15 protein-coding genes and 1 pseudogene are annotated in these 16819 nt (G+C 44.6%); 8 read left to right on the top strand and 8 right to left on the bottom strand.

The features are described 5' to 3' along the window. Positions 1–115 precede the first annotated feature (115 nt). Complete coding sequence (locus MMA19_RS16015; protein WP_240206659.1) at positions 116–910, top strand: fumarylacetoacetate hydrolase family protein; 795 nt, start codon at positions 116–118, stop codon at positions 908–910. Positions 911–913: 3 nt separating this feature from the next. On the opposite strand, the gene MMA19_RS16010 is transcribed toward MMA19_RS16015, so the two are convergent. The 5 genes and pseudogenes from MMA19_RS16010 to MMA19_RS15990 form a co-directional block, all read right to left on the bottom strand. Next, positions 914–1519: a DNA-3-methyladenine glycosylase I gene (locus MMA19_RS16010; RefSeq protein WP_240206658.1), complete on the bottom strand. Its 606-nt coding sequence runs from the start codon at positions 1517–1519 to the stop codon at positions 914–916. Between the two features lie 60 nt (positions 1520–1579). Next, positions 1580–4681 carry an efflux RND transporter permease subunit gene (locus tag MMA19_RS16005; RefSeq protein ID WP_240206657.1) on the bottom strand — a complete coding sequence of 1034 codons (3102 nt, stop codon included), beginning with the start codon at positions 4679–4681 and terminating at the stop codon, positions 1580–1582. Beyond that, positions 4681–5757: an efflux RND transporter periplasmic adaptor subunit gene (locus MMA19_RS16000; protein ID WP_038222853.1), complete on the bottom strand. Its 1077-nt coding sequence runs from the start codon at positions 5755–5757 to the stop codon at positions 4681–4683. The genes MMA19_RS16005 and MMA19_RS16000 overlap by 1 nt, the downstream gene beginning before the upstream one ends. Before the next feature lies 1 nt (position 5758). Further along, entirely contained in the window at positions 5759–6793 is a 1035-nt protein-coding gene (locus tag MMA19_RS15995) for an efflux RND transporter periplasmic adaptor subunit (RefSeq protein WP_006073890.1), read from the bottom strand. 167 nt (positions 6794–6960) lie between these two features. Further along, positions 6961–7727, bottom strand: a pseudogene (locus tag MMA19_RS15990) (carbohydrate deacetylase). A 192-nt stretch (positions 7728–7919) separates the two neighbouring features. Here MMA19_RS15990 and MMA19_RS15985 point away from each other — a divergent pair. Then, on the top strand, positions 7920–8816 hold the full coding sequence (locus MMA19_RS15985) for a LysR substrate-binding domain-containing protein (protein WP_240206656.1): 897 nt from the start codon (positions 7920–7922) through the stop codon (positions 8814–8816). A gap of 82 nt (positions 8817–8898) precedes the next feature. On the opposite strand, the gene pspC is transcribed toward MMA19_RS15985, so the two are convergent. The 3 genes from pspC to pspA are packed head-to-tail and all read right to left on the bottom strand — an operon-like array spanning position 8899 to position 10202. Continuing rightward, entirely contained in the window at positions 8899–9318 is a 420-nt protein-coding gene (pspC, locus tag MMA19_RS15980; RefSeq protein WP_207383189.1) for an envelope stress response membrane protein PspC, read from the bottom strand. Next, positions 9278–9514: an envelope stress response membrane protein PspB gene (gene pspB, locus MMA19_RS15975; protein ID WP_006073883.1), complete on the bottom strand. Its 237-nt coding sequence runs from the start codon at positions 9512–9514 to the stop codon at positions 9278–9280. The genes pspC and pspB overlap by 41 nt, the downstream gene beginning before the upstream one ends. 19 nt (positions 9515–9533) lie before the next feature. Then, positions 9534–10202, bottom strand: a complete 669-nt coding sequence (gene pspA / locus MMA19_RS15970; RefSeq protein ID WP_240206655.1) for a phage shock protein PspA — start codon at positions 10200–10202, stop codon at positions 9534–9536. Between the two features lie 190 nt (positions 10203–10392). On the opposite strand from pspA, the gene pspF reads away from it, so the two are divergent. The 6 genes from pspF (at position 10393) to MMA19_RS15940 (ending at position 16786) form a co-directional block, all read left to right on the top strand. Beyond that, positions 10393–11412, top strand: coding sequence for a phage shock protein operon transcriptional activator (gene pspF / locus MMA19_RS15965; RefSeq protein WP_124940960.1), 1020 nt, complete (start codon positions 10393–10395; stop codon positions 11410–11412). Positions 11413–11552: 140 nt separating this feature from the next. After that, a complete protein-coding gene (locus tag MMA19_RS15960) occupies positions 11553–13172 on the top strand; it encodes an ABC transporter substrate-binding protein (RefSeq protein ID WP_006073878.1) in 1620 nt (539 codons plus the stop codon). Beyond that, complete coding sequence (locus MMA19_RS15955) at positions 13173–14135, top strand: ABC transporter permease subunit (protein WP_240206654.1); 963 nt, start codon at positions 13173–13175, stop codon at positions 14133–14135. It begins immediately after the preceding gene. Continuing rightward, a complete protein-coding gene (locus MMA19_RS15950) occupies positions 14122–15009 on the top strand; it encodes an ABC transporter permease subunit (RefSeq protein WP_006073874.1) in 888 nt (295 codons plus the stop codon). The genes MMA19_RS15955 and MMA19_RS15950 overlap by 14 nt, the downstream gene beginning before the upstream one ends. Further along, a complete protein-coding gene (locus tag MMA19_RS15945) occupies positions 15009–16004 on the top strand; it encodes an oligopeptide/dipeptide ABC transporter ATP-binding protein (protein WP_006073871.1) in 996 nt (331 codons plus the stop codon). Before MMA19_RS15950 ends, MMA19_RS15945 begins: the two co-directional genes overlap by 1 nt. Further along, positions 16001–16786 (top strand): ABC transporter ATP-binding protein, encoded by a 786-nt coding sequence (locus tag MMA19_RS15940; protein WP_006073870.1) that lies wholly within the window; start codon positions 16001–16003, stop codon positions 16784–16786. The genes MMA19_RS15945 and MMA19_RS15940 overlap by 4 nt, the downstream gene beginning before the upstream one ends. Positions 16787–16819: the final 33 nt, after the last annotated feature.

Raw genomic sequence — 16819 nt, 5'->3', positions numbered from 1 at the left:
CTACTAAGTTCTATTGAACCAGACATCTATTTTCACGTAATTAATAACTCAACACTATACTCTGTTGAGCACACTTTCATAGATGTATTCAGGAACCTATTCTAGGACGGCGGCAATGAGACTCTTACTGTTACTGACTTTTCTACCATTTCAATCGCTAGCGGCGCAATATGGACTCGTCGAGTATCAAAACAAACAACACTGGATACGCGTCTCACAACAAAACCCAAGCCACTATGATCTGTTGTCTTCAAGACCATTTGATAATCCTTCTACCGTAAAAGTCATCACAGCCGATGAAGCAACGTTACTAGCCCCTATTACTCACGGTAGCGTTTACGCTGTCGGCCTCAATTTTCGCAGTCATGCAGGCAACTTTGGAGCTGCAAAGCCGGAGATTTTCTTCAAGTCTATCGACGCTGTTAGGTTGAGCGGTGCATTGTCATTTCCCGATGAGGCAAATAATGTTCATTTTGAGGGAGAGCTTGTCATTGTGATCGGCAAGACATGTCACGACACAAGCAATCAAAATGCGTTGAGTTGCGTCTTTGGGTACTTAGCGGGCAACGATTTGACGGAACGCAGTTGGCAAGGTCAAGATCTGCAGTGGTGGCGTGCTAAAGGTGCAACAGGTTTTGGTCCTGTATCTAACTTCATTACAACTAATGTCGATATCGGCAACCAAGAAATCGTTACGCGTCTTAATGGCAAAATCATGCAACAAGAAACACTGGCAAACATGATTCACAATGTCCCAGCAATCGTTAGTTATATCAGTAAATACATTACGCTACGACCTGGTGATATGATTTTTGCTGGTACACCAGGTCGAACAAGAGCACTTAGGTCGGGTGATAACGTGTCGGTCTCAATTGAAGGGATCGGACAGGTTTCCAACACCATAGAGTAGTCTCTAAACTAACTGGTATTCTAGGCCAAGCTGCGGATAGCTATCTATAACCTCTTGGCGTCGATAGCAAGAAACACTGTGATCATTGATTAGTCCCGCCGCTTGAAGGTGAGCGTAGATAATGGTCGACCCAACAAACTTAAAGCCGCGCTTCTTAAGGTCTTTACTTAACCGATCCGAGACCTCAGACGTGGCTGGATAATCTTCTAGCGTCTTAGGACTAGTTACTAATACCTTATTGTCGACAAACGACCAGATATAATTACAAAAGCTACCAAATTCTTCTTGTATCTCAATGAAATGCTGAGCGTTGGTGATAGTTGAGCTGATTTTCAATTTATTGCGAATAATCCCACTATCCTCCCGTAAACGACGTTCATCTTCTTGGGTAAAACGGGCTACTTTCTCTACATCAAAGTTAGCAAATGCGTTTCGATACCCTTCGCGACGTTTTAAGATGGTATACCAACTCAATCCTGCTTGAGCGGATTCCAACACTAGATACTCAAACATAGTTTGGTCGTCTAGTACGGGGACACCCCACTCCTTATCGTGATATTCCACATAATCTGGCTTGGTTTCATCAAGCCATGGGCATCGTTTGCACATCGAATTCATTTCTCCTTAATGGATAGAGGTATTTGGGAGCATTACGCTGCTCCCAAATACCTAGATTGGTTTAACTCTGTGGAAGATACGATACAGCACTGGAACGACAATTAACGTCAATACAGTCGCAAATCCTAAACCAAACATAATTGTTACCGCCATCGGCTTGAAAAAGATATCCGGTAATAACGGAATCATCCCCAAGATAGTAGTGATCGCTGCCATACACACTGGTCTCACTCGACTTAACGCCGCATCAACAACCGCTAAATACGGCTCTTTTCCGGTTTTAATTTCTATCTCAATCTGGTCAAGTAAAACGATACCGTTTTTTAATAACATCCCTGACAGACTTAGAAAACCCAATAATGCCATAAAACCAAATGGAGTATTTAAGGCAAGTAGTCCGGTGGTAACACCAATGACGGCCAGAGGCACAGTTAGCCAGACGATAAGTGCTTCCTTCACCGCATTAAACAAGAAGATAGTAATTAAGAACATGAACAGATAGCCCATAGGCATTGTTTGGAACAGAGACTCTTGCGCGTCCCCAGAAGACTCATATTCTCCCCCCCACTCTAATGAATAACCTGGCGGTAGGTCTATCGCCTCAATTTTAGACTGGATACGCTTTTGGAGCGTAGCAGCAGTTTCTTCGCCCAGTAGATCTGGATCTGCCATCACCGTTAGCATCCGTTTGCGATTCTTGCGGACAATGATCGGGTCTTCCCAGCGAGTATCATATCCCTGTGTGACCTGTTGGAATGGAATAAACTCACTCAGTGCGGGACTCCAAATCATCATCCCTTCTATGTTACGAATATCCACTCGCTCTTCGTCTGGTAGCCTTGCCACAATAGGCATCAAGGTTGTTCCATCTCGGTACAAACCAACGGACTTACCGGAGAAGGACATCATTAGCACATCATCCACATCAGATTTTGTAATACCGTAACGTCTAGCCTGACTCTCATTAAACACAGGCTCAAGAACTTTAGTGCGTTCGCGCCAATCGTGTCGAATGTTGTAAGCACCTGGGTCGGCATACAAAATATCCATAACTTGCGACGCAATACTTCTAAGTACCGTCGGGTCAGAGCCAATGATTCTCGCCTCAATCTTTGCACCACCTCCAGGACCGAGTTCAATTTGCTTAAGCTTGTAGTTGATCTCAGGGAAAGTTGCGTCTAGATAATCTCGGAACCGAGCCATTAGTGGCTGCAATGCCTCATAGCTAGTGACCCTAGTGGTAATTTCTCCATAAGCGGCATAACTCTTTTCCGGTGCATAAGTCAGCATAAATCGCTGCAACCCTTTACCCGCCGTTGTCGTGATATGGTCAGCTTCTGGTTGCTCAGAGATCCAAGTTTCAATTGCTTTAAGCTTGGTATTGGTCGCTCTAATGTCGGTTCCTTCTGGTAGCCAAACATCCACTTGGAACATCGGCGTTGTAGAGGCTGGAAAGAATGACTGTTTAACTTGAGTAAATCCATATAAGGCCGCCACTAGTGCCATAATTAATACGACCACCGTCGACCAAGCTCGATGCATACAAAACTCAAGGAACTTTCGGTAAGCAACAAAAATAAATCCGTTATAAGGATCATTGCCTTCCTCTCCCTCCTTCACCTTCATACCTCGGAAAAACAGATCGGCGAAGAAAGGCGTAAGAGATATAGCAGTAAACCAACTTAGCATGAGTGAAATTAATAGTACGGAAAATAATGTGCCGCAATATTCGCCTGTTGAGTCTTCGGACAAGCCAATGGGCGCAAAAGCAGTAACCGCAATCACAGTCGCCCCCAGCAACGGCCATTTCGTTTGCGTCACAATATCGGTTGCGGCTTGAAGCCGAGTCCTCCCTTTTTGTGTTCCTATTAATATCCCTTCAACGACCACGATGGCATTATCCACCAGCATCCCCAACGCTATGACTAGGGCTCCCAGAGAAATCCTTTGAAGATCGATAGCCATGTACTGCATGAAAATAAAAGTCCCGAGGACCGTAAGCAGTAAAATCAGTCCAATCAATAAGCCCGAGCGTAGTCCCATAAAGAACAACAACACCACTATTACAATGGCAACGGCTTGCCCCAAGCTAACTACGAACCCACGAACTGATTTATCCACTTCCTTTGGTTGACTATAAACTTCGTTAATTTCGATACCAACTGGCTGTTGATATTTTAGCTCCGCTAATCGTCTGTATAACCTGTCACCAACTTCGACTACATTGACGCCACTAGCAAACGAGATTCCTACGTTGAGTGCAGTATCGCCATTATAAGTAATGATGTTCGATGGGACTTCGATAAACCCTCGCTTTATCTCTGCGACATCTTTCAAGAAGATCAGACCTTGAGCTCCACCTTCCGTAAGGATAAGGTCTCCGAGCTCCGACACATCCGTAAACTCTCCGGTTGGTTGAATACGAATGTATTCATCACCAATTCGGGTTGCACCTGCGTTAGAAACAATATTCTGAGTTTGAAGCAAATTGAAAATCGTGCTTGGCGCGATACCAAGAGCGCTGATCCGTTTTATCGAAATCTCAATAAATACTTGTTCTTGTTGGTCACCTGTTACCGAGACCTTACTGACTCCGTCTACCAGTTCTAATTCACGTCGCAGATAGTCGACATAATCTAGAAGTTCTTTGTAGTTGTACCCTTCTCCCGTTAAGGCAAACAACACACCATATACATCACCAAAGTCATCAATTACCGATGGCTCATTCACCCCTGGAGGCAACGAGCCTTTCACGTCATTTACTTTACGACGCAGTTCGTCCCATATTTGAGGTAAGTCATCAGGGCCATAGTTGTTCTTCATAGTCACAGTTATCTGAGACAGACCACGGCTCGATATCGAGTTGATCTCATCCACATAAGTGAGTTGCTGAATAGCTTTCTCTATCGGATACGTAACTTCCTCTTCCACTTGTTGAGGCGTCGCACCAGGGTACGAGGTCACGACCATCGCATCTTTTATCGTAAATGCCGGGTCTTCCAATCGACCCAGTCCAAAGAATGCCGAAACACCACCTATCAGGAATATTAACGACACCATCCAACTGATGACTTTATTGCGAATAAAATACGCGGCAACGCCAGTAACCTCGTCATCCGATTGAGGCAATGACTGTTGTTTTTCTTGGTTCATCACTTCGCCTCCTGCGAGAGTACTTCCACTTTAATGCCGTCTCTGAGCCTTGCAATACCAGCAATCACTATCTGTTGCGTTTGCTCCAAGCCATCAACTATTTGAATCGTGGTTTGAGAAACTTTACCCGTCGTCACTTTCTGTTTAGTTACCGTACTGTCTTCGTTTAGCAGCCAAACGAACTTCTCATTGTCATTGAGCGAATCGCCATCTTGATTAAAGACAGCCTCTATTGGAACACTCACTCCTCGGGTCAAATTCAGACCAACATCTTTAGCTTTGGATGTCACGTCCACCGCCATACCATCTAGAATGTATTCGTTTTTCGGCATAGGCAGCACTAATGTAGCTGTAAAAGTACCCAAGGAGGGGTCAGGCTCGGTGGTAAACTCTTTCAGCCGTGCGGTATATTCATTACCAGAAGGCACGCGGACGAGAGTTTCAATGCTAGCTAGATCGCGATTCGTAGGTTGGTTTAGTGAAAAGCTGTCAGGGAGTTGAACAATCACCTCTACTTCATCAACGCTATGGATATTGACCACTTGCTGACCGATTTGAACGTTCTCAAATTGTTCTGCTGACACTCGCGATATTACACCATCCACCGGAGCAAGAAGCTCTGTAAAAGATAGTCGTAACTTAGCAAGCTCTAGTTCCGCTTTGGCATAGGCTCTTTGTGCTGCAATTTCATCGAATTGTGATTGCGCTAATAGTCCCTTTTTAACCAAAGGGCTTGAGCGACGAAATTGACTGTCAATGACGCCAAACCGTGCTTGCGCATTATCTACCGCCAATTGGTAATCTGTGGGTTCAAGCACTGCCAACACATCACCTTTTTTCACAAAATCACCTTCTTTAAGATCGATAGAGCTGATTTCTCCTGCGACTCTAAAGCTGAGGTGAGAGCGGTCCGCCGCCATAGCAAGAGCAGGAAAATAAAGACTATTTTTCAGCTCGGTTTTGCCAATCTCCGTGACTCTCACCTTAGGAACTTCCTCTCTCGTTCCCACTTCGGGTTTGCTACATCCTGATATTATTGCAGCAAGAACTAGAATACTTACTAGGCGACTATGCATATCAAAGCCCTCTTTCCTTGACCCACTCACGGACCTTAATACCTGATTCAATCCCTTGCACCCCAGAAACTACTATTTGATCGCCATCGTTTAGCCCACTAATAACCTGTCGCTTGTCGTTAAGCTCCACTGCTACTTTCTCGACAATTCCTTGTTCACTAACCCGCCAAACACACTTAGTATCCCCTTCCATAAACAGTGCTGACTGAGGGATTACCGTAGCGCCAGTGCTGCGAGTGACTACGCTTACCTGACCAGCCATTCCAGGTAGGATCCCCACGTCTGTCGGTCTCTCCATGATCATGGTCACTTTGTAACTGCCCGTCTTTGGGTCAGCCTCAGTATCAATTTCTTGAAAAGTTAGTTCGAAAGCACGTGATGGATAAGCATCAAAGACCATGGAAGCATCTACTTGATTTTTCGATTGGAATCGATTCAACAATAGATCAGGCAGCTGAAAAATAACCTTAATAAGTTGATTCGATTGGATATTCATAACCCCTTCTTTGGCTTGAATGTACTCGTAATTGTCTGCAGGGATTATGGAAATAGTACCGTCATACGGGGCAAGCAATTTGGTATAGCGCAAATTGGCCTTAGCTTGAGACCAATTGGCTTGAGCGGAATTCATGTTTGCCTTTGCTTGGTCAAAGTCTTGTTCGGACACGACTTTATCCTTGCGTAACTTAAGAGCCCTTTGATATTGAACATCCGCCAATTGGAAATTCGCCTTGGCTTGCTTCTCTAATAATTGATATTCGTCGGGGTTGAGCTGAGCAAGTAATTGTCCCTTAGAAACGGGTTGGCCTGCGCGGACTACTATTTGCTCTAATTGCCCGGGAACACGGAAAGCGAGAACGGCTTTATCACCCGCTTCTGAAGTAGCAGGGAATGTGCGCTCAAATTTACTATTGCCGACAGCGACGTTAAACAGTTTGGCTGGACGAGAGTCCGGTTCGGGAATTGGCGGTGGTTCTTGTCCACAGCCACTTATAAGACTGGCGACTATCGCCAAAAAGGAAAGCTTGCTCTTCATTCTCAACTGCCTTGTTCTTAATGTACTTTAAAACATAGTCGAGAGAATCGTGCCTTGCCAGCAACTCATTAATTAATAATAGATTTATGCTAATTCTCTTAAATTTCACAAGCTAGTGAGCAAGGTGAATATCCTCACCTTGCTCTATTGAATTTTCGTAAATGATTTTATACATTCAATGCATCAAAGCCGACACACTCAATTCCTTGTTGCTGCAACCACAATGACATCTCTAAGTTGGTGAGAATTCGCCATTCTTCAACCCTTGAGTCGGTGTAACTTGAGAGTGCGACAGCTCCTCACTAACCTTTCGAGCGGGATGGCACATGAGCTCTATCGTACCACTCGGCTTTTGCTCTTGGTAAGCAAGAAGCATCGCTTTTAAGTGTTCGATCGTCGCTCCCTCAGCATAGAACCCCATATCAAATACATCCGGTGTAGGGACAGCTAACAACTCTTGCCCTTGGATGATGTTATCGATTCTCCGCACAGGAAGTCCAACCTTGTTCACCGCTTGAGTAAAACCTTGTTTTAGGGGTCGATAGACGCCTCCAAAATGATGACTATCGATGTGATTAATGTTGAATCCCATATCTAACGCAGCGCCGTACTGAGCCTTCAGCTCAACTTCGACCTCGTCACTCGAAACATCTGATTTGTTAAACAGTATCGTCTTATCAAAGAATTCTCCGTCATCATTCACCAAGCTAGGGATAAGATCAGGATCTGAGATCGGTCTACCTGCGGTAACGGTAAAGTGTAAGCCAACCTCCGATATAAGCCCTCGTCGATACAATTCAGCGGCATGCTCTACAGCAGGCTGATTCATCATAATCGTCGTCGACTTCACCATTCCAGCATGGAAGCAATCTGCTATCGCTAAGTTCACCGATTCAGTCAGCCCAAAGTCATCTGCGTTCAATATAAGTTTCATAACACCCAACTTTATTATTCCAAGAAGACGTTTACAAACGCTGGCTCATAACTAGAAGCAATACCGATTATTCGTTTTAGTCTATAGCACAACGAATACCCTTTCAGCTTTAGATTATGTGACGTAATTTATAATCAAGTAAAACGTTAAACAAACCAATAAATCGAACCAATACATTAGCCGGAGTAATCCATGAATCTAAACCACAATCGACATCAGTTGTTATCACTCTTGCATACGTTTAATGTGGCGGCTCGACATCTTAGTTTCACTCACGCCGCACAAGAATTATTTCTTACTCAAGGAGGCGTAAGCCAACGCATTAAAAAGCTTGAAACGCTGCTTAACTTTAACTTGTTCATTAGGAAAACGAGGAAACTCGAACTTACCCCAGAAGGACAGCGGGTTTTCAGTATTCTGAATACCTCATTTGAATCTATATTTTCCGAACTGTCAGACATTCAAACAGGTGAGTTAACGGGTGAGCTGTACATCGCGACCTCCCCCTATTTCGCATCATCGTGGTTAATGCCAAGACTGCCGGATTTTCGTCATCAATATCCGAATCTAAGCATCAAACTGGACACCAAACAGAATCAAAGTGAATTTCAGTTCGAACCATACGATGCTGCTATTTTTTACAGCAAAGGTCTTTATCCTAATCACTTTAGCCGGCGACTCTTTGCTGGTCAGCGTATATCGGTTTGCAGCCCAGAGTACGCTGAAAAACACCAACTTCACCTTGATGATGCTCGATTAAAAGATATCCGCTTTATTCACAACAGTGACAGCATTGCTTGGCAGCACTGGCTCAATGAGATGCAGCTCGACATCAACTGCCAGGTTAAGTGTGACTATTATAGCGATAACAGGATTGCCATTGATGCGGCCCAGCTCTCCTTGGGAGTCGCTCTCGGAAGAAAGGAGTTTATTGCACCGTTAATTAAGCAGGGAAAGTTAGTAGCTCCATTTGCCAGCGTGGAATCAGGTAAAGGCTATGATTTAGTCTGCCCAAAAGGAATGGAACAGCGGGCAAAATTTCAAGCGTTGTCAAACTGGTTAACAGTACAACTGCGCGACACGCATTAACAACAACTGTTTCTCATCTATTCTCCAGCAAATATAAAAAAGAGGTGCCACTGCACCTCTTTATTCATTACGCTATAAGGTATTAAAGCTTGCTGAACTCTCGATTCACTTTGTATGCCTCTGACGTGACATACGCTTCCATATCTCTCACTTTATGCTCCATCGAGTCAAAATCGCGCTCTAACGTATTCAGCAAGTCTTTCGCGTTTTGCCCTTGTTGCCAAGGTTTACTCTTCAATGAGTGCTCTTTCTTGGTTTTCATGGCTTCAACAAAGTTGTCAGGTTGCTTTTCTAGCATCAAGCTCATTGCCACGTACGCCAACAAGACTAAAAAGCTCCCCCCTAACAGCGCCGCCGAAATTACAAGAATTCGTATCAGCCAAACCTCAACACCGAAATAATTGGCTAAACCTGCGCACACCCCTGTCAACTTACCATTGACCGGATCTTTATACAGCTCTCTATGAGTCATAGGTTTGCCTCCAGTTTGGGGACTCCGCATCCAGAATTCGCTCTAGGTTTTCCACACGTAGCTGCATTTTTTCCGCACGTTGAGACAGCGATTGCAGCTTTTGGAAGTCTTGCTGCGACAGACCACTCTCTGATTTACGCTTGCTGCGGTAGTGGAGAAAAAGCCACAGCGGTGCAACAAAAATCAAAAAGACAATTAATGGACCCGCAATTAAAAATGACGACATACTTTTCTCCTAATCCGCATTATTTTTCGTTATTCATTTGCTCTTTAAGCTTAGCGAGCTCTTTATCAATTTCGTCCTGTGCTTGCAGCTCAGCAAACTCTTGATCTAAAGACTTCGCGTTACCTGTTTTCGAATACAGATCCGCTTCCGCTTCTAGTTCATCAATTTTGCGAGAGTATTGTTCAAACTTCGCCATAGCTTCGTGAGTGCGACTGGTATGCAAGTGCTTCTGCACATCACGACGATTACTTGCTGCTTCCGAACGAATGATCAGTGCTTGCTGCTTCGCACGTGTCTCGGTAATTTTGGCTTCTAATTTAGCTATTTCATTAGTGAGCTTGTCGATGGTTTCTTCCACCAAAGTTTGCTCATCGTCCAGCCCTTTCACCACATTTTCAAGCTTCTGCTTTTCAATCAGTGCTGCTCGCGCTAAATCTTCACGCTGTTTTGTTAACGCGAGTGTCGCTTTTTGCTGCCACTCTATAATTTGCTCTTCAATCGCTTTCACTTTGCGAGCTAACTCTTTTTTGTCGGCAATCGCTTTTGCTGAGTTAGTGCGAACTTCAACTAATGTATCTTCCATTTCTTGAATGATCAGACGAATCATTTTCTCTGGATCTTCTGCCTTATCAAGTAAAGCGCTCACGTTTGAATTTACAATATCTGCAAAACGAGAAAAAATACCCATACTACTTCTCCTAATTGGATGAGCTCGCCAATGAACTCTGAATCGTTGCTACAGCTAATCCAATTAACGTGCCAATTTGTTAAACCCATAATATTCAATAAGATAGATATTACACTCGCTTAATCAGATTGACATGCTATGATGACTCTAGCCAACTATTGGTAATATTTACCAACCTAGAGGACTCACTATGGCGCAAAACTTAATTGGCGAATCTCCTGCTTTTCTAGCTGTACTCGATAAAGTATCTCGGCTCGCTCCCATTGACCGTCCTGTACTGGTTATCGGTGAGCGTGGTACAGGTAAAGAACTGATTGCTCAGCGTTTACACTACTTGTCTAAACGTTGGGATCAACCTTTGGTTTCTCTTAATTGTTCAACCTTGAGTGAAGGGCTAATCGACTCTGAGCTGTTCGGGCATGAATCTGGCGCTTTTACCGGTGCAAAAGGTCGTCACCAAGGACGATTCGAGCGAGCAGAAAATGGCACACTGTTCTTAGATGAGCTCGCTACTACCCCTTTATCTGTGCAAGAGAAGCTCCTTAGAGTGATTGAATACGGGCAGTATGAGCGTGTAGGCGGAGCAAAAGCGTTGGAAGCAGACGTTCGACTGGTTTGTGCCACCAACGAAGATTTACCAAAACTCGCAGAGCAAGGAAAGTTCCGTCCTGACCTTCTTGATAGGCTGGCATTTGACGTGATCCATCTGCCGCCTCTGCGCCATCGTCCCGAAGATATTCCACTATTAGCCGAGTTCTTTGCGATAAAAATGTGTCGAGAGTTGGGTCTACCGTTCTTTGTTGGGTTCACCGAACAAGCTTGGCAAAGCATGGCTGACTACCCTTGGCCAGGTAACATTCGTGAATTAAAAAACGTAGTTGAGCGTGCTGTGTATCAACAAGGGACCAATGAACAGCCCATTGAGTCATTAATATTCAATCCATTTGAAGGTCAATTCGGTGCACTCCCATCAATGAGAGCGGAACATAGTGAGAAGCCTTCTGAACAAGAGTCTCAGTCCTCTCAACCTTCAACTGAAGAAGCGTTCACCTTTCCACTCGATTTTAAAACATGGCAGGATGAACAAAATATAAAGTTGATTAATGAAGCACTTAAGCAAGCTCAATACAATCAACGCGGTGCTGCTAAGCTGCTAAGCTTGAGCTATGATCAGCTAAGAGGTTTAGTGCGAAAGTACAAACTGGTTTGAGCAGGGTCAGACAGTTGCCACACTTTTTAACCAATTGCACGATAAGTACTTGTGATTATTGGTTTAGCTGACGATTTAGTGGTAAATTACCCTGATCTCGATACAGATATTACGTTCGCTAAAATGAATGTAGCGTGTTTATGAAGGCATTAATCAATTTATCGCTTGGACTTTGCGGTCTCATCCTATTGACAGGTTGCGAAGAAAAAGTCGATCACTCGAAAGTTAGACAAGACGGATTCGTCTATTGCGACCAAGGTCGTCCTAGTACTTTTAACCCGCAATTAGTAGACGGTGGCATCACTGTCGAATCTATTGCGCCGCAGTTATTCGATACGCTACTGACGCTAAACCCGGGCACTCACCAACCCGTTCCAAACTTAGCGAAATCCTGGCAAGTTAACGAGGAAGGCACAGAGTACACGTTCACTCTGCGCAAAGGTGTAGAGTTCCAAACCACTGAATGGTTTACTCCCACACGTCCGATGAATGCGGACGATGTTGTATTTAGCTTCACGCGTATTATCGACCCTAACAATCCGTTCCACGACGTAGGCGGCAGTGTCTATCCTTGGTTCGCAGGCATTGACTTCGCAAATTTGGTCGAGAAAGTTGAAGCATTGGATGACAATACGGTCAAGTTTACTCTATCGAGGCCAGACAACTCGTTCCTTTCCAACATTTCGACGGCACACGCACCAATCTATTCTGCTGAATATGCTGATCAACTCGTCTTTTCCGATCATAAACTCGATATTGATATTTACCCTGTTGGTACTGGGCCTTTCTACCTAGACGAATACCAAGTCGCAGATTTAGTTCGCCTAAAGCGTCACGAAAACTACTGGCGTGGCAAAGTAGATATGGAACAAGTCGTATTTGATATCTCTCATCGCGGAGCTGGCGCCTTAGCTAAACTATTAAGAAATGAGTGCGATGTCCTGAACTCGCCTATTTCGAGCCAAATCCCTGTGATATTGAATGAAGAGTCCATCGTTCTACAAGCCAAACCAGCCATGAACGTGGCTTTTGTGGCTATCAATACTCAGCATAAAGCACTTAGTGACCCTAGAGTTCGTAAAGCCCTGAATCTCGCGATAAACCGCGACAACATTCTCGAAGCGGTTTATTTTGGCACCGGAGAGAAAGCTTATAGCCTTCTTCCACCAAGTTCTTGGGCACACCAGAAAGATGCCACTCAAATTCGCTACGACCGTAATTATTCAATGGCGCTGCTAAAAGAGGCTGGCTATGAGAAAGGTCTAGAGCTCACTATGGCGGTACCTCTTGAGCCACGAGTCTACAACCCGAGTCCACGTAAAACGGCAGAACTTATCCAAGCTAACTTAGCCGATGTGGGGATTACCCTTAACCTACTCACCGATGATCGAGTCGATCGCCAAGAACTATCGAATATTGAGTCCGTTGATCTACTGCTAACAGGTTGGGTGGGAAATACTGGCGACCCAGATAACTACTTACGTCCTTTGTTATCTTGCACGTCAAAACGTGAAGGTTTGAATCTATCTATGTGGTGTAATGATGACTTTGACTTTCTGTTAGATCTGGCGCTTGAGGTGAGTCAACCAAGATATCGACTCAATCTATATCGACAAGCACAAAACATTTTGAATGAGGAAGTTCCTGTGTTGCCTATTGCACACGGTCAAAAATATCAAGCACATAGCGATAGCCTGACAGGTTTTAGAACCAGTCCATTCAACGCCCAACCGTTTGATCAAGTTGTGAGGTTGAAGTAAATGTTTTGGTATTCTGTCCGCAGACTAAATCTATTTGTCATTACGTTATTGATCCTGACTTTCGTCGGCTATAGCTTAGTCAGACTTGACCCTGATTCTTTCTGGACTACTCAAGCGTTTTTCCCTGGCTGGCTTGATTATGTCGCTCAATTGTCTCGTCTAGATTTTGGACTGACTAAAGCTGGTGTACCCATTACCCAAGAGCTTTCAGCTGTACTTCCTGCAACTCTAGAGCTATGTTTTGCCGCGTTTATGATATCTGTGTTTGTGGGTATTCCAGCTGGCACCATCGCGGGTATGAGACAGGGTAAATGGTTGGATAACATCATTTCGTTCTCATCCATGGTGGGTTATGCCGCCCCCTTATTCTGGATTGCGTTATTGATGATTATGTACTTCTCGCTGAATTATCAATGGTTCCCTGTTGCAGGACGCCATGACCTACTTTATGAAATTGATCATGTAACAGGGTTTGCACTCATTGATGCTCTGCTGTCGGACGCACCTTATCGCAAAGAGGCGTTACAAAGCGTTATTGAACATATGATTTTGCCGTGTTTAGTGCTCGCACTCTCACCAACAATGCAAGTTATCCGTATGATGCGTACTTCAGTAACCGAAGTAATGGGACAAAACTACATTCGAGCTGCTCGAATTAAAGGTTTGTCGAATTATGAAATCGTCATTGAGCATGTGCTACGTAATGCCATTCCACCTATTATTCCTAAACTTGGAGTTCAGCTCTCAAGTATGATCACACTTGCCATTATGACCGAGTCTATTTTTAACTGGCCGGGTATTGGACGTTGGCTGCTGGATGCGCTCTCCAATCAGGATTACGCATCAATTCAAGCAGGCGTCTTGGTCGTGGCTTCTATCGTCTTAGCAGCAAGCATTTTGTCAGATTTGTTGGGTGCGATGGTCAACCCTCTAGTAAGGAAGGAATGGTATGCTGTCAGATAACGTCTACCAAGAAGAGCGCATTCCTACTCAGCTTGAGCGATTCTGGCGTAGTTACCGCTCGAATAGCCTATCAATGTTTGGCCTTTGGTGTTTGGTCTTTGTCATTATCATCACTATTGCATCGCCATTTATCACTCCCTACGACCCAATGGCGCAGAGCTCCTATTTGTTGATTCCACCATCTTGGGATCCTCAAGGTACCGTCGATTTCTTCTTTGGAACTGACGACTTAGGTCGCGATATTTTGTCGCGCATTATCGATGGCTCTCGCCTCTCTTTTGGCGCAGCAATTATCATTACCGCGATTGCAGCAGCAGTAGGATGCTTGATTGGTATTTTAGCAGGAATGACACGTGGCCTGCTCTCGAGTACGCTGAACCACCTTCTCGATACCGTAATGTCTATCCCATCGCTACTACTAGCGATCATTTTCGTAGCATTTTTAGGTCCCGGTGAGTTCAACATTCTATTAGCGATATGTTTAGCGCTCATTCCTAGATTCATTCGCTCAATCTATGTTGCGGTTCATACCGAAGTTGAAAAAGACTACATCATGGCTGCTCGTTTAGACGGTGCGAACGACTTTTATCTGCTGTGGAACTCTATATTGCCTAATATACTAACGGTCATTGCAGCCGAAGTAACATTTGCATTATCCATCGCCATTTTAGACATTACCGCACTTGGTTTCCTTGGCCTTGGCGCACAAGCCCCAAGCAGCGAATGGGGAGCAGTGTTAGGTGATGCCGCCGAGTTGCTCTATTTAGCACCATGGACCGTTATCCTTCCAGGTTTAGCTATTCTGTTTACCGTTGTCGTGGTGAATATTGTTGGTGAAGGTGTGCGCAGCGCACTAAACGCGGGGATCGAATAATGCCAGTTTTAGATATTCGACACTTAACCATCGAAATCGAGACACCACAAGGTCTCGTCAAAGCGGTGGATCGCATGAGCTTCACCATTAATGAAGGTGAAATTCGAGGTTTGGTTGGCGAATCCGGTTCAGGAAAAAGTCTTGTTGCCAAAGCCATTGTTGGTGTCTGTAAGGACAACTGGCGCGTGACTGCCGATAGAATGCGGTTAGGTAATATCGATCTACTACAACTCACGCCTCGTGAACGCAGACGTGTTATTGCTCGCGATGTGGCAATGATCTTCCAGGAACCTTCAACCTGTCTAGACCCGTCTGACGAAGTGGGCAAGCAACTTATAGAGTCGATCCCTTCTCGTTCCTTTGAAGGTAAATGGTGGGAGCGATTTAAGTGGCGTAAAAAACAAGCTATCGCGTTACTTCATAAGGTTGGCATTAAAGACCATACCCGTATCATGAACAGCTACCCCTACGAGCTCACTGATGGCGAATGTCAGAAAATCATGATCGCTATGGCAATTGCAACCAAGCCAAAGCTGCTGATTGCCGATGAACCAACCAACGACTTGGATCCAATTACTCAATCGCAAATATTGCGTCTTTTAAGTCGTATGAATCAGTTAAATAACACCACCATCATTCTGATTGGTCACGACTTAACAACTATTACTCAGTGGGCGACTCGAATTACAGTGATGTACTGTGGTCAATCTGTTGAATCGGCAGATACCGCAAAACTACTCGCGAAACCCAAGCATCCCTATACAGTGGCGCTGCTCAAGGCAATGCCGGATTTTGGCGATTGGATTCCGCACAAAGAGAAGCTGCAATCTTTACCAGGTTCTATTCCACCATTGCAGCACTTACCGATTGGTTGCCGCCTTGGGCCTCGTTGCCCCTATGCGCAAAGACAATGCGTGGAAATCCCTAGCGCTAAACGCATTAAGAATCATAAATACAGTTGTCACTTCCCTCTTAATACGGAGAAAAAAGCATGAGTGCGTTGTTAGAAGTCTCCGGATTAAAAAAGGACTTTGTAACTCGATCTAAGCTATTTAAGAAGAAAGTTCAGCACGCAGTTAAACCGGTGAGTTTTGACCTAGAGGCTGGGCAAACTATCGGCTTTATTGGCAAGAATGGCTCTGGTAAATCCACACTAGCTCGTATGCTTGCGGGTGTAGTTGAACCAACCGCGGGAGAAATTCGAGTCAATGGCGATTTACTTGAACACGAAGATTACTCAACCCGTTGCAAACTGATTCGCATGATCTTTCAAGACCCAAACACGTCTTTGAATCCAAGAATTCAGATTGGTCGTATTTTGGAAGGCCCGCTAAAACGGAATACGAATATGCCTCCAGAAGCGCGTATGCGACGAGTAAAAGATACTTTGGTTCGCGTCGGTTTACTTCCAGAGCACGCCTACTTCTACCCTCAGATGCTGGCAACCGGTCAAAAGCAGCGTGTCTGCCTTGCTCGTGCTTTGATTCTTCAACCTTCCATTATTGTCGCAGATGAAGCACTTAACGGGCTTGATATGGCGATGCGCTCGCAAATTATTAACCTATTCTTAGAGCTTCAAGAAGAGATGGGGGTTGCGTTCGTTTACGTGTCACAACACTTAGGCATCATCAAACATATTACCGACAAGGTCATGGTGATGCACGAAGGCGATGTAGTGGAATATGGCAACACGAACGAGATCATGACCAACCCACAACATATTGTGACTCAGCGTATGGTGGAAAGCCATTTCCGTAAAACTCCAATGCACAGGTAGAAATTGTGTAGGTAAGACTTTGCACCGTTATAA

The organism is Vibrio sp. CyArs1 (genome assembly GCF_022432925.1).
Taxonomy (GTDB): domain Bacteria; phylum Pseudomonadota; class Gammaproteobacteria; order Enterobacterales; family Vibrionaceae; genus Vibrio; species Vibrio mediterranei.
Note: the sequence above shows the minus strand (reverse complement) of the source record. Positions and strands in the feature narration are given on the sequence as shown.